General features: G+C 49.0%; 17 protein-coding genes. 15 read left to right on the top strand and 2 right to left on the bottom strand.

Annotated features, from left to right (window positions below; all coding sequences use genetic code 11):
* Positions 1-6: 6 nt before the first annotated feature.
* The 6 genes from ACAN56_RS04060 to sigF all read left to right on the top strand — a co-directional run bounded on the left by ACAN56_RS04060 (position 7) and on the right by sigF (position 5,046).
* Positions 7-984 (top strand): ABC transporter ATP-binding protein, encoded by a 978-nt coding sequence (locus tag ACAN56_RS04060; RefSeq protein ID WP_342436302.1) that lies wholly within the window; start codon positions 7-9, stop codon positions 982-984.
* The gene (locus tag ACAN56_RS04055) at positions 981-1,943 is read left to right on the top strand and encodes an ABC transporter ATP-binding protein (RefSeq protein ID WP_379140637.1); all 963 of its coding nucleotides are present in this window, start codon (positions 981-983) and stop codon (positions 1,941-1,943) included. Before ACAN56_RS04060 ends, ACAN56_RS04055 begins: the two co-directional genes overlap by 4 nt.
* 163 nt (positions 1,944-2,106) lie before the next feature.
* The gene (locus ACAN56_RS04050) at positions 2,107-3,300 is read left to right on the top strand and encodes a D-alanyl-D-alanine carboxypeptidase family protein (RefSeq protein WP_379141397.1); all 1,194 of its coding nucleotides are present in this window, start codon (positions 2,107-2,109) and stop codon (positions 3,298-3,300) included.
* Positions 3,301-3,473: 173 nt separating this feature from the next.
* Entirely contained in the window at positions 3,474-3,827 is a 354-nt protein-coding gene (gene spoIIAA / locus ACAN56_RS04045) for an anti-sigma F factor antagonist (RefSeq protein ID WP_038594706.1), read from the top strand.
* The gene (gene spoIIAB / locus ACAN56_RS04040) at positions 3,824-4,279 is read left to right on the top strand and encodes an anti-sigma F factor (protein WP_379140635.1); all 456 of its coding nucleotides are present in this window, start codon (positions 3,824-3,826) and stop codon (positions 4,277-4,279) included. Before spoIIAA ends, spoIIAB begins: the two co-directional genes overlap by 4 nt.
* An 11-nt stretch (positions 4,280-4,290) precedes the next feature.
* On the top strand, positions 4,291-5,046 hold the full coding sequence (gene sigF, locus ACAN56_RS04035) for an RNA polymerase sporulation sigma factor SigF (RefSeq protein WP_038594702.1): 756 nt from the start codon (positions 4,291-4,293) through the stop codon (positions 5,044-5,046).
* Positions 5,047-5,211: 165 nt separating this feature from the next.
* Here sigF and ACAN56_RS04030 read toward each other — a convergent pair whose 3' ends face one another.
* Positions 5,212-5,457 carry a hypothetical protein gene (locus ACAN56_RS04030; protein ID WP_379140630.1) on the bottom strand — a complete coding sequence of 82 codons (246 nt, stop codon included), beginning with the start codon at positions 5,455-5,457 and terminating at the stop codon, positions 5,212-5,214.
* Positions 5,458-5,807: 350 nt separating this feature from the next.
* On the opposite strand from ACAN56_RS04030, the gene ACAN56_RS04025 reads away from it, so the two are divergent.
* The 9 genes from ACAN56_RS04025 to ACAN56_RS03985 all read left to right on the top strand — a co-directional run bounded on the left by ACAN56_RS04025 (position 5,808) and on the right by ACAN56_RS03985 (position 17,662).
* A complete protein-coding gene (locus tag ACAN56_RS04025; RefSeq protein WP_038594700.1) occupies positions 5,808-6,494 on the top strand; it encodes a response regulator transcription factor in 687 nt (228 codons plus the stop codon).
* Complete coding sequence (locus tag ACAN56_RS04020) at positions 6,491-7,633, top strand: HAMP domain-containing sensor histidine kinase (RefSeq protein ID WP_038594698.1); 1,143 nt, start codon at positions 6,491-6,493, stop codon at positions 7,631-7,633. Before ACAN56_RS04025 ends, ACAN56_RS04020 begins: the two co-directional genes overlap by 4 nt.
* A 2-nt stretch (positions 7,634-7,635) precedes the next feature.
* Positions 7,636-9,966 (top strand): ABC transporter permease, encoded by a 2,331-nt coding sequence (locus ACAN56_RS04015; RefSeq protein ID WP_379140627.1) that lies wholly within the window; start codon positions 7,636-7,638, stop codon positions 9,964-9,966.
* A 4-nt stretch (positions 9,967-9,970) separates the two neighbouring features.
* On the top strand, positions 9,971-10,729 hold the full coding sequence (locus ACAN56_RS04010; protein ID WP_379140625.1) for an ABC transporter ATP-binding protein: 759 nt from the start codon (positions 9,971-9,973) through the stop codon (positions 10,727-10,729).
* 314 nt (positions 10,730-11,043) lie between these two features.
* Entirely contained in the window at positions 11,044-11,745 is a 702-nt protein-coding gene (locus ACAN56_RS04005) for a response regulator transcription factor (RefSeq protein WP_379140623.1), read from the top strand.
* The gene (locus tag ACAN56_RS04000; protein ID WP_379140621.1) at positions 11,742-12,971 is read left to right on the top strand and encodes a sensor histidine kinase; all 1,230 of its coding nucleotides are present in this window, start codon (positions 11,742-11,744) and stop codon (positions 12,969-12,971) included. Before ACAN56_RS04005 ends, ACAN56_RS04000 begins: the two co-directional genes overlap by 4 nt.
* Before the next feature lie 64 nt (positions 12,972-13,035).
* The gene (locus ACAN56_RS03995) at positions 13,036-13,731 is read left to right on the top strand and encodes an ABC transporter ATP-binding protein (RefSeq protein WP_076108947.1); all 696 of its coding nucleotides are present in this window, start codon (positions 13,036-13,038) and stop codon (positions 13,729-13,731) included.
* Positions 13,715-16,075, top strand: coding sequence for an ABC transporter permease (locus tag ACAN56_RS03990; protein WP_379140618.1), 2,361 nt, complete (start codon positions 13,715-13,717; stop codon positions 16,073-16,075). The genes ACAN56_RS03995 and ACAN56_RS03990 overlap by 17 nt, the downstream gene beginning before the upstream one ends.
* Positions 16,076-16,216: 141 nt before the next feature.
* The gene (locus tag ACAN56_RS03985; protein ID WP_379140616.1) at positions 16,217-17,662 is read left to right on the top strand and encodes an amino acid permease; all 1,446 of its coding nucleotides are present in this window, start codon (positions 16,217-16,219) and stop codon (positions 17,660-17,662) included.
* Here the strand turns inward: ACAN56_RS03985 and ACAN56_RS03980 are convergent.
* A complete protein-coding gene (locus tag ACAN56_RS03980; RefSeq protein ID WP_379141395.1) occupies positions 17,659-18,291 on the bottom strand; it encodes a LysE family transporter in 633 nt (210 codons plus the stop codon). The two genes, ACAN56_RS03985 and ACAN56_RS03980, sit on opposite strands and share 4 nt — an antisense overlap.
* Between the last annotated feature and the right edge of the window lie 13 nt (positions 18,292-18,304).

Here is an 18,304-nt window from a genome sequence, read left to right as displayed (position 1 = left end):
GAAACGATGACAGAACTGCTGGAAGTATCGGGATTATGCACCGAATTCGTAAGCGCTGCGGGCACAGTCCGCGCTGTGGACGGCATCAGTCTGTCAGTGCGCAAAGGCGAGACGCTGGGCATTGTCGGTGAATCCGGCTGCGGCAAAAGCATAACCTCGCTGTCGATTATGCAGCTCCTGCCCAAGCGGATCAGCCGGATCGCCGCCGGGCAAATCCGTTTTGAAGGCAAGAATATGCTGGAAATGCCAGCGAAGGAAGTGCGCAATATCCGGGGCAACCGGATTGCGATGATTTTTCAGGAGCCGATGACCTCGCTCAATCCGGTATTCAAGATCGGGCGGCAGATTTCCGAGTCTGCCCGCTTTCACCTGAAGCTGGGCAAGAAGGAAGCGAATGAGCGTGCGGTTGAGATGCTGCGAAAGGTCGGCATTCCCCGTCCGGAGAAGATCGCCGAGCAGTATGCCCACCAGCTCTCCGGCGGTATGCGCCAGCGCGTGATGATCGCCATGGCGATGGTCTGTAACCCTCAGCTGCTGATTGCAGATGAGCCGACCACGGCACTGGACGTCACGATCCAGGCCCAAATTCTCGATCTTATGCGCGATTTGCAGAAGAACGAGGGCATGTCCATTCTGATGATTACCCATGATCTTGGGGTGGTTGCAGAGATGTGCGACAGAGTGGTCATTATGTATGCAGGACAGATTGTGGAAGAAACAGATGTGGCGACGCTCTATAACAATCCGCTGCATCCGTATACCCAAGGGCTGCTGGCATCGCTGCCTCAGCTCGCGGGAGACAATGACCGCCTGAGCTCGATTCCGGGGCAGGTGCCGAACCCGGCCAACCTGCCGCCCGGCTGCCGGTTCGCTCCCCGTTGCCCGATGGTGGTTCAGCGCTGTTGGGAAGAACGCCCGGAGCTGCTTGAGATTCAGCCGGGACACACTTGCCGGTGTCTGCTGCAGCAGGAGGAAATATCATGAGTACAATTCTGGAAGTCCGCAATCTTAAGAAACATTATCCGATCCGCAAAGGGTTCTTCTCCAAGCAAGTAGGTGCCGTGAAAGCCGTTGACGGCATTACGTTATCGGTAGAACAAGGAGAGACCCTAGCCGTAGTGGGAGAGTCCGGCTGCGGCAAGTCTACTACAGGGCGGGCTATCCTGCGCCTGATCGAACCAAGTGAGGGCGAGATCCTCTTCAACGGCACAGATGTGCGCAGCCTGGGTACCGAGCAGCTGCGCCGCTTCCGCACCGATATGCAGATGGTGTTCCAGGACCCGTATGCTTCGCTGGATCCGCGCTGGACCGTGCAGCGCATCCTGGAGGAGCCCATGCGCACGCATGAACAGGCAGCAGGAAATGAACTGAAGAGCCGGGTTGAACACTTGATGGAGGTTGTCGGACTCTCCCCTTATCAGGCGCACCGTTTTCCGCATGAATTCTCCGGAGGCCAGCGGCAGCGGATCGGAATCGCCCGGGCGCTGGCACTGAACCCCAAGTTCATCGTCTGCGACGAGCCGGTATCTGCATTGGATGTATCGATCCAGGCCCAGGTGCTGAATCTGATGCAGGATTTGCAGGAGCAGTTTGGCCTGACCTATATGTTCATTTCCCATGACCTGTCGGTAGTGAAGTTTATCAGTGACCGTGTGGCTGTCATGTACCTGGGGCGGATCGTTGAGCTTGCGCCTACAAAGGCATTATTCGCGAAGCCGCTCCATCCGTATACACAAGCGCTGATGTCCGCAGTGCCGGTGCCAAATCCGGCGCTGAAGAAGCAGCGGATTGTCCTGAGCGGCGACGTGCCGAACCCGGAAACTCCGCCAAGCGGCTGTGCCTTCCATCCCCGCTGTCCGCATGCAATGGACAGATGCCGGACCGAAGAACCGGTGCTGCGCGAGCTGGAATCAGGGCACCAGGTTTCCTGCCACTTGTATTAACCGCATAGAGCAAGATAGCGAGGCCATCCGGGAGCGGGTGGCCTTTATTTTATAGAGCATTTTTGCGGATAAATGGAATAATTTTCACCCTTTCTGACCAAACTGGAACACAGTACCTATGAATTGAAGGTTAATGTTCAGGAGGGGAACCATTGTGAGAAGAATGCGTTATATTATGTTAGTGCTGTGTATTGCTGTATCGGTTCTGGGAGCGTCCTCGGGGGCGTATGCGGAGGAGAAAGCCAAAGGTACCGGTACCGGCAGTAATGCCGCCGCTGTTGACCTTGCGCCGGGTGCACGTTCCGCCATCCTGATGGATGTGGGCACCGGCACGGTAATCTATGAGAAGAACAGCCATGATAAGCTGCCTCCGGCAAGCATTACGAAAATTATGACTATGCTGCTCACCGTTGAGGCACTTGACGAAGGAAAACTGCAATTGACCGATAAGGTACGGACCAGTGAATACGCGGCATCCATGGGCGGTTCGCAGATTTTTCTGGAGCCCGGTGAAGAAATGACGGTGGATGAGATGCTCAAAGGCATCGCTATGGCCTCAGGCAATGACGCTTCGGTGGCAATGGCGGAGAAAATCGCCGGTTCGGAGAGTGCATTTGTGGATCTGATGAACAGCAAAGCTGAAGCGCTGGGCCTGAAGGACACCCATTTCGCCAACTGCAACGGTCTGCCGGCGCAGAACCATTATTCTTCGGCGCATGACATTGCCGTAATCAGCCGGGAGCTGCTGAAGCATGAGCGGATCATCAAATATACCGGCTCCTACCAGGATTATCTGCGCAAGGATTCGGCTAAGCCGTTCTGGCTGGTGAATACGAACAAGCTGGTCCGTTTCTATACAGGAGCCGACGGATTGAAAACGGGTTATACCTCCGAAGCCAAGTTCTGCCTGTCTGCGACTGCGGCCAGAGACGGACTGCGTGCTGTTGCGGTCGTGCTGGGCGAACCGAACACCAAAACGCGCAACAGCGAAGTGTCGGGGATGTTCGATTATCTCTTTTCCCAATATAAAATGCACACCATTCATAAAAAAGGCGACGCTATCGGTACCCTAAAGATTGAGAAGGGTGTGAAAACAGAGCTGCCGCTGACCGCAGAGGAAACCTACAGTGTCCTGCTGAAGAAAGGCATCACCCAGGAAGGCATCCGCCATGAGCTGGTACTGCCGGCAAACCTCAAAGCTCCTGTAGCTGCAGATCAGATCATAGGTAAGCTGGTAGTTTATCAAGGGACGAATGTAATTAAGGAATACGAGCTCAAGGCAGGCGAAGATGTGGCGAAGGCGGGCTGGTGGAAGCTGTTCAAGCGGACGACGGGTTCGCTGTTCACGATTGATTAATTTCTGGTATTTTGTAGATTGCTCATGAGTCTCCTGTAGATTCATAGGGGTTTTCTTCTAGTTTTGTCGTGGGGCAGGAATCCTCAATTGCCATGTAGAAAACCTTGTCCTTGAAGGGGAAAACATTTAGTTTCAGGGCGGTTTTGAAAGCAACGAAGAGGAGAGTGGCAGGCATGAATTCTCATGTGGAGATGGAGCATCACCGGGGTGTGCTGATTGTCCGTTTATTTGGAGAGCTGGACCATCACGCAGCCGATTATGTACGTATGGAAATGGATGAAGCGATTATGCGCGGCCAGGTCGAGCATATGATCCTCAGCCTGAAGGACCTGCAGTTTATGGACAGCTCGGGCTTAGGAGTCATTCTCGGGAGGTACAAGCTGATTCGCAGCAAAGGCGGCAAAATGGCAGTCTGCGATGCCACCGCACCTGTGAAGCGGCTGCTGGAAATGTCGGGCCTGTTCAAAATCATGTCCCTATATGACGACGAGAGCGCTGCACTCTCGGATTTGGAGGTTGCGTTATGACAAAGAGTGAAGCTGTTAACTTCATGAGTGTGCAGTTTGCTGCCCTGTCGGAGAACGAATCGTTCGCGCGTGTAGTGGTGGCAGCCTTTGTCTCCCGGCTTGATCCCACAATGGAAGAGCTGAATGATCTGAAGACGGTCGTTTCAGAGGCAGTGACAAACTGCATTATTCACGGATATGACAGTGACCCAGAAGGGATTGTCAGCATCTCCGCATCGATTGAGAACGAAACCGTGCGTCTGACCATAGAGGATCAGGGACGCGGGATTGAGGATTTGGAGCTGGCGCAGCAGCCGCTGTACACCTCCAAGCCGGAGCTGGAGCGGTCGGGTATGGGTTTTACGATTATGGAGAATTTCATGGACGAGTTCGAAGTTACAAGTGAACCGGGGCGCGGTACTTCCATCGCAATGAAGAAAACCATCGTCTCGAAAAAAGCTTTATACAATTAGGGGTTGGAGCCATGGATGCAGAGTCAAAAAAAGCTCCGCCGACCTATTTGGACGATGCGGAGGTCAAACGTCTTATCGCGCTCAGTCAGGCTGGAGATAATCTGGCCCGCGACACGCTTGTAAGCTGCAATATCCGCCTCGTCTGGTCGGTGGTGCAGCGGTTTATGAACCGCGGGTATGAGCCTGATGATTTGTTCCAGATTGGCTGTATCGGACTGCTGAAGTCCGTAGATAAATTCGACCTCAGCTATGAGGTCAAGTTCTCCACCTACGCGGTGCCGATGATCATCGGCGAGATTCAGCGTTTCCTGCGCGACGACGGCACCCTGAAGGTCAGCCGTTCGCTGAAGGAAATGGCCAATAAGGTACGCAAGATGAAGGATGAAATGTCCAAGACATTGGACCGCCTGCCGACCATCGGCGAGGTCGCGGAGGCGCTGGGCGTGACGCCTGAAGAAATCGTCTTCGCCCAGGAGGCCAACAAGCCGCCGACCTCGATCCACGAGACTGTCTTCGAGAACGACGGCGACCCGATCACCCTGATCGACCAGATCGCTGATGAAACGCAGGAGCGATGGTTCGACAAGCTTGCGCTGAACGAGGCCATTGGGGCCTTGACCGAACGCGAGCGCCTGATCGTCTATCTGCGCTACTACCGCGACCAGACGCAATCCGAAGTCGCCAGCCGCCTTGGCATCTCGCAGGTCCAGGTGTCGAGGCTGGAGAAGAAAATCCTCGCGAACATCCGCGAGCAGATTGCGCAGTGAAGCAAGGATAAGTATGAGCAGTGAATGTGACGGGTGAAATCAAGGGTGTATGAGCAAGAAGCAGGAGCCGCCTCGGGAGAGGCGGCTTTTTTAAAAAGATAAGAATTTATATGTTTTGGGGCTGTCCCATAAGTGGAGTTTCCGGCGAATGGGACAGTTCTGTGGTTAAAAATGACCGTAAAAAAACAACAGAGCCGCGCTTCTCCCGTTACTGGCAGGGTTTGTCGAGCCTGTTCCTTGTAACGCAGCCGCTCCAAACTGACGACCACTTCCAGATTTCCTGCAGCCTTCGATAGAATCGTCCAAGCGATTTACGACTGCGTTAACGACACGAACAAGGTGATGAGGGAGAATGTCTTCTTCTAAGTCCATTGGCAAGCAAAGTTGATCAATGATATATTGAATGTACAAAGAAATCGCTCCTTTTTGAGATGGTTGGTGGTACCTCCATTTTACTAAAAGGGCGATTTTTTTGCGCCGCCGTGTGAATTATTCAAAATAAAATGTAGTTATGCTTCTGAGTCCAGCTTATTCAGGTGTTCCATAACACGGCGTAGTAGATGCGCAGGAACTTATACTCCAATGCCTCGCCCCGCAAAGTCGCTGTATTTTCGTTCCCGGCACAATGCTCAGCATTGACAGCCGGATTGCAGGAGCAATGTTAAGGTAATGTTAAGGTTAACCATGTTTAACTGAAAGGTAGGACAACTATAATGAACTTACGGCTCGAAGGTATGATGAGCAAGAAGAGAGGTGAAACCATGAACAAAACTATTCTGATTGTAGATGACGAGAAGGAAATTCGTGAGCTTCTGCGGTTGTATATAGAAAAGGACGGCTATTCCGTGATACAGGCTGAAAATGGATTGGAGGCGCTTAAACAGGCTGCGTCCGCACGGATTGATTTGGCTGTCATCGACATTATGATGCCGGAGCTTGACGGTTATCAGCTTATCAAAGGTTTGAGAGAACGCAGCAATCTTCCCATTATTATCGTGAGCGCTAAAACGGAAAATCATGAGAAAATATTGGGGCTTGACCTTGGTGCGGACGATTATGTTACAAAGCCTTTTGACCCTTTGGAGGTCACAGCCCGAATCAAAGCTCAATTACGACGCTATGACGGAGGTGCGGCGGATTCCGAAGCGGCTTTACTGACGGCAGGCGAACTGTGTATGGATGTTTCCGCTTGCACACTTAGCTTTGGCAGCGGGACAATCCCTCTTACCGCCACGGAATTTAACATGATGAAGCTATTTATGCAAAGTCCCGGACGCGTATACACCAAACAGCAGATTTATGAAGCTGCATGGCAGGAGGCAGCCATCGTGGACGACAATACGGTGATGGTCGCCATCAGCAAGCTGCGCGGCAAACTTCCTGGTGACGGTGCGGTATCCATCGGAACCGTCCGGGGATTAGGGTATCGTCTGGAGGTGCGTACATGAAGAAAAAGCGTAGTTTCAAAAGTGTCATCATGCGCAGATTCATAGGCTATACCATCGGAATTGCACTGACGCTTCTGGTATTGGAGTTTTTATTCAGTCTGTTTACATTGAATAACGGGATGAACTTCTCGGAACTGGCGTCGTCCCCTCTGGCCGAGGGGACGGAAACCCTTCAAATCACGCTTTCAGTTATCTGGAATCTTATCACAGTTGCGATATATTTTATTGGGATTGTCCTTTTTGGGCGCGGAATCAACAGGAAAATCATGGAGCCTGTACAGAAAATGGAAGAAGGTTTCAAGGAGGTTACGGCCGGTCATTTAGACACTACGCTGGACTTTGAAACAGAAACGGAATTTGGGGAAATGCGGGATGCTTTCAATTTTATGGCACGAAAGCTGAAAGACTCCGAAGAAAAGCGAATGACAATGGAAAATGAGAGGATGCGGCTTTTCTCGCACATTGCCCATGACTTGAAAACCCCCATGACAACGATTTCCGGATACGCGCAAGCCTTGGCAAGCGGTATGGTGGAGGAGCCGGACAAACAGCGGGAATACCATCTGGCGATTAAAGCGAAATCCGGGCAGATGAACCAATTGATTGACCAGTTGCTTTCCTATTCCAAGCTGGGTACGCCGCAATACCGGATGAATTTTGCGAAGGTTGACCTTGTAGAGCTGCTTCGCGTATCTTGCGCCACTTTGTTTGGTGAAATCGAAAGCAGGCAAATGAAATTGGAGCTGCGGTTGCCAGACAAGCCAGTATTTTACATGGCGGATTCGTTGGAAACCAACCGCGCTATTGGCAATCTGCTGACAAACGCAATCCGCCATAACCCGGTGGGCAGCCTATTGTCCGTGGGGCTGACGGATGAACCCGGCTGTATTGAGTTACAAATTGCCGATAACGGAGCGGCTATCCCGGAGGCCATCGCCGGGAATCTGTTCGAGCCTTTTGTTTCCGGCAGTGATTCAAGAAGTAACAGCAGTGGAACAGGACTTGGGCTTGCCATTGTGAAAAAGGTGATAGAACAGCATTCCGGCGAGGTTTTCGTATTGGACGCACCCTCTCCTTATACAAAGATGTTTGTCCTGAGATTTCCAAAAGTTTCAGGACACAGAAAGACGGAGGGATGAATATGTATCAAAAAATTATCAAAAACGATATACGCAAAAGTAAGCTGATTACCGCGACGATTACGGCGTTTATCCTCGTTGCCGCCATGCTGACCGCTTTGGCCGCATCGCTGACAGTAAACCTGTTCGGCGGTATCGACAATATGCTTCTTTCGGCAAAGTCGCCTCATTTCATGCAGATGCACACAGGCGACGTAGATTTGGAACAGTTACGGAGCTTCGCGGATGCTAATGACAACGTAGAGGATTATCAGGTGTTGGAGTTCCTCAACATCGAGGGCGCGGACATTGTCATCGGGGACGATTCCCTTGCCGGAAGCATACAGGACAACGGCCTTTCAGTGCAGGGCGAGAAATTCGACTTCCTGCTTAACTTAAACGGCGAAGTCATCCATCCCGCCGACGGCGAAATCTATGTCCCCATCTATTACATGCAGGAAGGAAACGCGGCACTTGGCGATACGGTGACAATCCACGGCATTTCCTTTACCGTCGCGGGGTTTTTACGGGATTCTATCATGAACGCGGCGATGGTAAGCTCCAAGCGGTTCCTTGTGAGCCAAGCGGATTTTGAAAGAGTCCGTGAGTTCGGACAGTTAGAAAACCTTATTGAGTTCCGGCTGGCAGAGGACGTTTCCTTCCCGGCTTTCGAGGCAACCTATCTCGATGCGGGGCTTCCGGCAAACGGTCCGCCCGCTATCACTTATACTCAAGTGAAGATGATAAACGGCATTACGGACGGCATCATGATTGCCGTGCTGGTGTTGATAGGCGTCCTTGTCATCATCGTGGCGTTTTTGTGCATCCGCTTTACGCTACTGGCTAAAATCGAAGAGGATTATAAGGAAATAGGCGTACTGAAGGCCGTTGGGATGCGGGTATCGCAGATTAAAAAACTCTACCTTGCGAAATACGGCGCTATCGCGGGGGCGGCCTGCGCGCTGGGCTTTCTGGCCTCCCTGCCGCTCCAAACGCCTTTCATGCAAAACATCCGCCTGTACATGGGCGAAAGCGGCAGCCCGTTACCCGGCTTGCTCTGCGGACTTTTGGGGGCGACGGTAATCTGCGGGGTTGTCATGCTGTATGTGAACGGCATGTTGCGGCGCTTCCGTAAAATATCTGCGGCGCAGGCGGTGCGGTTCGGCGCGTCGCAGGAAAAATCGAGATCGGCCAGAAATTTCCGGCTGAGTAATAGCAGGCTCTTTTCCCGGAATATCTTTCTTGGAATCAAGGATGTTCTTTCTCGGAAAAAGCTGTATCTCACCATGCTGATGGTGCTGGTCATTTCCTCATTCATTATGATTGTGCCGCAAAATATCAGCAGCACCATTTCTGCGGAAAGCTTCATCACCTACATGGGCATGGGAATTTCCGACGTTAATATCGGGGTGATGCGGACACAGGTGGAGGACGTTCTGGGAAAGGCGGCGGAAGTTGCTGATGTGCTGGCGGAGGATAAGAATGTTGAAAAGTATGCTTTGTTCACCGGCATGATGTTAGACCGGAAAGCGGACGACGGAACGATGGAGAAGCTGCGGGTGGCATTTGGTGACTATTCCGCCTTTCCTATCACCTACTCCAAGGGCCGTGCGCCGCAATCGGAATCGGAACTCGCTCTCTCCGTCCTCAATGCCAAAGACCTTGAAAAAACAGTTGGGGATGAAATCATTTTAATCGTTGACGGCGCGGAAAAGCACCTGACGGTCTGTGGGATTTACTCTGATGTCACCAACGGTGGCCGAACAGCGCAAGCCAGTTTTGAGGCAAATAACGGAGATGTTTTGAGCGTCGGTCTGGCGGTCACGTTCCGTGACCGCCAGAGTGTAAAGGCGGCAATATCACAGTACAGGGAACAGTTCCCTTTCGCCAAGGTTACCGGTATCGACGAAAGCATTGGGCAGATGCTCGGCTCTATACGGGACGCCATCAAAATGGCTTCCGCTGTCGCTATCGGGGCAACCGTCCTGCTCACACTACTGGTCACGGTGCTGTTTATGAAAATGCTGGTGGCGAAAGACCGTTATCCTATCGCCATACTGAAATCAATGGGCTTCACCGGTGCGGATATTCGCGGGCAGTATCTTACGCGCTCCATCACTGTGCTTCTACTTGCCGTAATCATCGGCACGATTCTGGCGAACACGCTGGGAGAGCTTGTCGGCGTAGCAATCGTTTCTTCCTTTGGTGCAACAACCTTCCATTTTGCGGTAAACCCGTGGTTTGTCTACCTCGTTTCGCCTCTGCTGATTACGGGTTGCGTTGTCGCCGCCACCATGCTGGGCGTTTCCGGCATCCAGTCATTAAAGATTTCCGAACATATTAAGGAGGCTTAACACTATGAATAACATCATTACAGGGAAAAACATCGTGAAAACCTTTGGCAAGGGAAAGGAGCAGGTAAAGGCGCTGAACGGAGTAAACGTGGAAATAGCAAAAGGCGAGTTTGTTGCCGTGATGGGGCCGTCGGGTTCGGGGAAATCCACACTGCTGTTCGCGCTCAGTGGCATGGACGAGATTACAGGAGGGGCGGTGAAATTTGGCGATACCGAACTATCTAAACTCCGCGAAAACGCGCTTGCGGATGTTCGCCGGACAAAAATGGGCTTTGTCTTTCAGCAGCCCACTATGCTGAAAAACTTGAATCTTTTGGATAATATCATCCTCCCCGCCGCGCATGAGGGCAAAAAGGATATAGCGAAACTCACGCAAAAGGCGAAAGCCCTGATGAAGAAAACAGGGATTGCCGGGCTTGAAAGCAGGGATACCACGGAGGTTTCGGGCGGCCAGCTCCAGCGGGCCGGTATCTGCCGCGCCTTGATGAATGCACCGGAGATTCTCTTTGCCGACGAGCCGACCGGCGCGATCAACTCAAAGTCGGCGGAGGAAATCATGGGGCTGCTGGTGGACATCAACAAAGAGGGCACAGCCATATTGCTTGTGACCCACGACGCGAAAGTCGCAGCCAGGGCTGACAGGGTTCTGTTTACGAAGGATGGGAATATCGTTTCCGAACTGCCGCTACAAAAGTTCAGCGGCAGGGATATGGAGGCGAGAGGGGAAAAGGTACTCGCTGGGATGGCGGCTGTGGGTATTTAGGTGCGATTAAAAACTGCAAATAGCCATACATTCGAATTCAGAGGACAGACATGTCCGGCATGAACCGCCTTCATGTTTTTCCATAAGCTGCTACCCCTTTCCTAATAAGATTTATTCACTCAATAAAACTAGCGCCTCCGCAGAAAGTGTTGTAGAGTTTGTGAAAGACAAACATTTCCACAACTGTCGCCATGCCTGTTTCTCGCGCGTTTTTCAACTCCAATTTAATTCCAACACTAAATAAACTGATCGGGAAGAATCACCGGAGGAGTAGCAAAAGTTCGATCTCAGTTACGACGGTAAGAGGAGGAGTAATGAATAACAAAATTTTACTTTTAGAAGATGATATTAGCTTAGTGGATGGATTGAAGTACTCTTTAAAACGTAACGGCTTTGAAGTTGATATCGTCCGTACCAAAAAAGAAACTATAAGCCTCCTGCCCAAGATCAATACATATGATTTATTGATTTTTGATGTAACTTTACCGGACGGAACAGGCTTTGAAATTTGTGAAAAAGTGCGCAAACAAGGATATCAGATTCCTATTATATTTCTAACCGCCTCTGATGAAGAAGTGAATGTCATTCGGGGTCTGGACAGTGGCGGGGATGATTATGTAACAAAGCCGTTTAAGCTAGGTGAATTATGTTCCCGAATTCGGGCTTTATTGCGTCGAACCAGCGTATTAAACCAAAATAATCATGCTGTTATCGAGTGTGGCGATGTTTCAATCGATTTTTTGGGAAGCCGTGTTCAGTTGAAAGGAAGAACTCTGGATTTAACAAGTGTAGAATACCGTCTGATATGCTTGTTAATAAGAAATGCTAACAGGGTAACAACTCGCAACAATATTTTGAATGAGCTATGGGACAGTTCAGGGGACTTTGTGGACGATAATACGCTTTCCGTTTATGTACGGCGGCTTCGTGAAAAAATTGAGGTTGATCCATCTCACCCTGAGCATTTAATAACGATTCGTGGATTCGGCTATCAATGGAACGAGGTATCTGTATGAACCTTTTTCGTGACAACCAAATAAAATATTATATTATCTTTCTTTTTTCTTTTTCTTTGCTGATTTTTCTTTCCGGCATGGGATTAATCGCAGTACAGGAAAAGGCCATACAGAATTTATTCTTATCACATGATAAAGCAATTGTAACTTCTCTTTTAGAACAGGGCATTTCGAAAGATGTGATTGCCAAAGCAGTTACAAATACCGTCAGTAGCCAAGAGGGAACGGCTTTGCTTGTTAGTATTGGTATAACAGAACATACCTCTATAAGATTTTTACCCTTTATTGCTGAGTTTCAGCGGATATCAGGGTATTTCATGCTGCCTGTAGGAGCGTTTCTATCTATATTGCTTTTTGGTGGGACATTTATTTTCTTATGGAAAAGGGAGCAGCTTTATCAGCGAGCGGCAAAGGTGATTACCCGCTTTACTGAGGGGGATTTTTCTTGCCGCATGCCTCAAATGAGTGAGGGGACGCTCTACCGTCTCTTTGCTTCTTTAGACCAACTTGCTACGAGATTACAGTCGAAAAATGAAGCTGGGCAGAAAGCAAAAAAGTTTTTGAAAAATACAATTTCAGATATATCGCATCAACTGAAAACACCACTTGCCGCTCTTACCATGTATCACGAAATCATTTCCGATGAACCCGATCATATTAAAACTGTCATAGAGTATTCTGAAAAGACAGGGTTGGCGCTAAGGCGTATGCAACAGCTTATTCAAGCCATGCTGAAAATTACCCGCTTAGACGCCGGCAGCATTGTCTTTGAAAAGGAAAGCTGTCGTATATCAGAATTGGTTTTACAGGCTATCGGTGAATTAACAACACGGGCATCCAGTGAGGGAAAAGAAATTATTATAGACGAATCCTCGGAAGAAACGATCATTTGTGATAAGCAATGGACGAGCGAAGCGATTGCGAATATCGTGAAAAACGCTTTGGATCATACGGATTCTGGAGCGGAAATCCATATTTCTTGGAACCGAACCCCTGCCATGCTCCGCATATTGATATCCGATAATGGTTCGGGAATTCCTCCGGAGGATTTACATCATATCTTCAAGCGCTTTTACCGCAGTAAGAAATCTTTGGACACGCAGGGAGTTGGATTAGGGCTGTCACTGACAAAATCCATTGTTGAGGGACAGGGCGGCATTATCTCTGTTCAAAGCACTTTGCATGAGGGAACTACTTTTATCCTTTCTTTCCTTACGGAATCGTAAGCTGTTATTCACCCGATTGTAAGGTGAGCCTGTTATTCTTTTCAGGAAAGGAGGTACTTGAAATATGGAAATTTTAAAAGTACAGCATATATCTAAAACCTACGGCAAAGGTGAAAATCAGGTGAATGCCTTAAAGGATGTTTCCTTTACATTGGAGCAGGGAGAGTTTGCGGCTGTAGTCGGTGAATCCGGGTCAGGTAAAAGTACATTGTTAAATTGTATCGGAGCCTTGGATACTCCTACCTCAGGAAATATCTATATGGATGGCAAAGATTTGTTTTTGATGAAAGAGGAACAGCGCACCATTTTCAGGCGGCGCAATATCGGCTTTGTGTTTCAGTCTTTTCAGCTTGTTGCAGAATTGACTGTGGAGCAAAATATTATGTTTCCGATTCTTCTGGATTACCGCAAGCCGGAGCAATCGGCAGTGAATGAGATTTTAGAAGTTTTAGGACTGAAAGAGCGCCGTCATCACTTGCCAAGCCAATTATCCGGCGGACAGCAGCAGCGTGTTGCAATTGGGCGGGCGCTGATTACAAGACCTAAATTGATTCTTGCTGATGAACCCACCGGAAATCTGGACAGCAAAAACAGTCAGGATGTGATTGATTTACTGGTTAAGGCATCACGCCACTACCAACAAACAATTCTAATGATTACACATAACAATAATCTGACTAATTCAGTAGACCGTGTACTGCGTGTTTCAGATGGTGTGCTGACGGATCTGGGAGGGAAAGAGAATGAAAAGTTATCTTGACCTTGTTCCCATCTCAGCCAAAGTCCATAAAAGGCAGAACAGAATGTCTGTATTCTGCATTGTTTTAGCGGTGTTTTTAGTTACAGCTATTTTCGGTATGGCTGATATGTTTATACGCAGCCAAATTATGCAGGCCCGTATAGAGGACGGTAATTGGCATGTAATGGTTCGAAACATAAACGAAGAACAAGCAAACCTAATTTCTGCACGGCCGGAAGTAACTGCATCTTCTTGGTATGGTGTCCTCAACTTCAGGGGAGATCAGGGCTATACTGTATCGGGAAAAAACGTGGTCGTTTTTGGAAGCGAAGAAAGCTTTGTAACAGAAATGCAAACGGATGAAATTCAGGATGGAACATTTCCCCAAAAGGACAATGAGGCCATGATAACAGAAAATGCAAAGACGATGCTTGGATTGCAAATCGGAGATGCCATTTCAGTCAATGCGCCTGATGGAGCAAGTTATAGATTTACGATCTCCGGCTTTATAAAAAATGCATCTAAAACAATGAAAGAAGATTCCTATGCGGTTAGCTTGACTACCAAGGCGTTTCGTTCCCTGTATCCCGGAGTCACGAATGGTAAACCAGCCGATTATAACAGTGTCTTTTGTGTGCAGTTTTCTACTCATAGCAATATACGCAATACGATTGCCGATATGAAGTCTCAGTTTGGACTTTCAGACGAACAGGTTTCGGAAAACACGAAACTGCTGGGCTTACTTGGTCAAAGCGGGAATTCTTTTATGATGCAAATCTATAGCTCCGCTGCTGTTTTGTTTTTATTAGTTTTACTGGCAGGCATTATGATGATTGCAAGCAGTCTCAACAGCAATGTCGCACAGCGTACAGAATTTTTTGGAATGATGCGCTGTATCGGTGCGACACCAAAGCAGGTGATGCGATTCGTCCGCAAGGAAGCCCTCGGCTGGTGTAAATTCGCAATTCCGCTTGGCATTTCAACAGGAGCCGTTGTCATTTGGATCTTGTGCGCCTTACTTCGTTTTCTCAGTCCGGAATATTTTGCCGAGATGCCAGCCTTTGGCATAAGCTTACCAAGTATCGTGGCCGGTATCTGTGTAGGCATCCTGACGGTTCTTCTGGCTGCTCGTTCCCCAGCAAAAAGAGCAGCCAGCGTTTCCCCGTTAGCAGCTGTATCAGGGAATGCAAATTTTTTACAGCCTGTGCGCAAAGCCGCTAATACTACATTTATTAAAATTGATACCGCCCTTGGTTTCCATCATGCAAAAGCAAGCAAGAAGAATTTTGTTTTGATGGCAGGTTCCTTTTCCCTGAGTATCATTCTTTTTCTCGCCTTTTCAGTCACGATTGACTTTATGCACCATACACTTACACCGTTGAAGCCGTGGACACCGGATTTATCTATTATCAGCACTGACAATACCGGTTCGATCAGCAACACCTTGTTAGAAAAATTCCAGAAAAATCCGGCGATCAAACGAGCATACGGACGAATGTTTGCCTATGACGTGCCAGTTACGGTGAACGGGGAAGAAAAAAAGGTTGATCTGATTTCTTATGAAAAGAACCAATTTGAGTGGGCAAAGGACTATTTGCTGGAGGGTTCTTTGGATACCGTTCAAAACGAGAACAATACCGGACTGATTGTTTTTGAACAGCAGAATACCGTGAAAGTTGGAGATACGGTGACGTTACACACAGAAAATCATTCTGCGAATATAAAAATTGTGGGCTCGCTTTCTTCCAGTCCTTTTAACAATGCCCCTGATGTTGGAACGATTATCTGTTCTGAGAACGCTTTTCGGCAGCTGACCGGCCAAACGGATTATACGATTATAGACTTGCAGTTGTCTAAGAACGCGACGGAAGCTGACATCGATGAAATTCATAAATTAGTTGGTACAGAGGTTATCTTCTCTGATGAACGCTCAGGCAATCGCAGCGTAATAGGCACTTATTACTCCTTTGGATTGTTTATCTATGGGTTTATGGCTTTGATTGCTTTGATTACCATATTCAATATCGTAAACAGTCTTGCAATGAGCGTTTCGTCTCGCATGAAACAATATGGCGCATTTCGTGCCATCGGTCTAAGTAATCGGCAGCTAATAAAAATGATTATTGCTGAGGCTTCAACCTATGCAATCACAGGAAGTATCTGCGGCAGCGTTGTCGGGTTAATGCTGAATAAGTTTCTGTACGCAAGGCTGGTAACCTTTCACTGGGGTGAACAATGGAGTATTCCATTTGCAGAAATTTCCATCATAATAGCAATCGTCCTTTTCTCCGTTGTCTTAGCTGTACGAGGCCCAGTAAAACGCATCCGCGAGATGTCTATTGTAGATACCATCAGCGCACAATAATAAAGGAGGCAAAGAGGTTATTGGCTTTATGCCAAAGGGCTGAGCGGAATAAAAAATGGAGTTCATGAAATTCAGCACATAGGGGGAATCTAGAGAATGGAGAGAACTCTCTAATTCCCAAAAGTGATGAGGACGAAATTCATGAACCAAGCTTCCAGTAATACCAAAGAAGACAAAAAACTGAAATGGTGGCAGCTGAGTTTGCTGGGAGTTGCAGGCACCATTGGTACAGGGTATTTTTTGGGCTCGGGTCTGGCGATCTCCATCGGCGGGCCAGCGGTGCTGCTTGCCTACATCCTTGCAGCTGTTGGAACCTATGTAGTCTTCGATGCCTTGTCTCAAATGACGGCAGAACACCCGGAGCAGGGCTCTTTTCGATCCTATGCCAAAAAAGCGTTCGGAAACTGGGCCGGGTTTGGCAGCGGCTGGGTATACTGGTTCTCGGAGCTGCTGATTATGGGGAGCCAGCTGACGGCCTTGTCCATTTTCTCACGCTTCTGGTTACCGGCCGTACCGATGTGGATTTTTGCAGCCGGGTTTGGCGTCGTGAGCCTGTGCATCGTTTTCTTTGGCAATAAGGGATTTGACCGGGTGGAAAATGTGCTGGCTGTGATCAAAATAGCGGCGATTTTGATGTTCCTGGTGATTGCGGCTGCTCTTCTGGCAGGCTGGATAGGGGGTGGGAAGTATACGCCTAAACTCCCGCTAAGTTATTCTGCATTGTTTCCTGCCGGGGGGATAGGCTTATGGTCGGCCTTTATTTTTGCTTTCTATGCCTATGGCGGCATTGAGGTACTCGGCATTATGTCCAACCGCCTCCAAAAACCCGAAGAGGCACCGAAAGCAGGTAAGGTGATGCTGCTGGCATTGACTACAGTATACGTCCTGTCTATTGGGCTTGCCGTAACGATGGTTCCTTTAAGCGCCTTTAATCCGAAGGAAAGTCCCTTTGTGCTGGCGCTCAGCAGTGATCATCTTGCTTTTGTGCCTCATCTGTTTAACGGAGTATTGATTATTGCCGGTTTCTCCACAATGACTGCCTCGCTTTATGCGATAACTTCGATGATGATTACACTTGCGCAGGAAGGGGATGCTCCCCGGCTATTTGCAAAGAAATGGAAGGAGAAGTATCCATTCTTTGCCTTGTGTCTGATTGCTGCCGGTTTAGTTGGTGCCATTGTGATGGCGCTGTGGTTGCCGGGGAAAGTGTATGAATATATCACGACAGCTGCGGGGCTAATGATCCTGTACAATTGGGTTTTTATCCTGTTGTCGTCAGGCAGGCTGCTACAGCCAAGTAAGTTAAGCGGAGTAAAACGCTGGATCGGGTTGCTGCTGATCGGGGCAGCGGTAGCGGGCACTCTGTTTCATGCACTCAGCCGTCCAGGCTTCTACATCAGTCTGCTGATTATCTCGCTGATCGCGCTCAGTGATTGGATTGTCCAGCGGGTTCAGAAGAAACAAGCAGCCAGTTCTGCTGGCGCTAACGCTCATGAAGATAAATTATCGAATGAACACGAAGCCATGGGAGGCAGCGGTCCTAAGTTTCGCATTACAGGCATCAGGCTGCGGAAAAGCAGGCTTTAGTGGAAGAATAGCAGCTGAACAGCCTGTAGGCCAAAATAAACACCAAAACCAACCAGCGACAGGCCGGACAAAACGGAAATTCCCTTTAAGACCCGTGCGGTCATCACTCTGCGAAAGATGCTGGAGGCTGCGGCCATGGATACATCCCAAAGCAGAATCCCCGTTACGATAGCTCCACTGTACATTAATAACTGCTGCATTGGATATTCATTGGCTGCCTTAGCAAGGATGGATCCGTAAATCCCGAGCCAGAACAGAATGGAGAGCGGATTAAATAACGACATCAGAAACCCGGACAGATAGGACTTTGTCAGGGAAGTTTCGCTTCCTCTCATCTCGGCTGCGGAGATTACGCCTGCGCTTTTGATGCTCTCCACACCTGTATAGACCAGAACAAAGAAACCGAATAACCATAAGAAGGCTTTCACAAAAGGAGCCTCAAGCAAATGGATAACGCCAAAATAAACCAGCAGCATATATATGATATCTGCACTGATCGCCCCTAGACCGACAACCCAGGCGTGCCAGAAGCCTCCCCGAATCCCCTTGTCCAGCTGCGCGGCATTAATCGGGCCGATAGGAGCCGAAAGTGACAAACCAAGAAAAATATAACCTATAAATACATTAATCAGGACCTCCTCC

It is taken from the genome of Paenibacillus paludis (genome assembly GCF_042610515.1).
GTDB lineage: Bacteria > Bacillota > Bacilli > Paenibacillales > Paenibacillaceae > Paenibacillus_AQ.
Note: the sequence above shows the minus strand (reverse complement) of the source record. Positions and strands in the feature narration are given on the sequence as shown.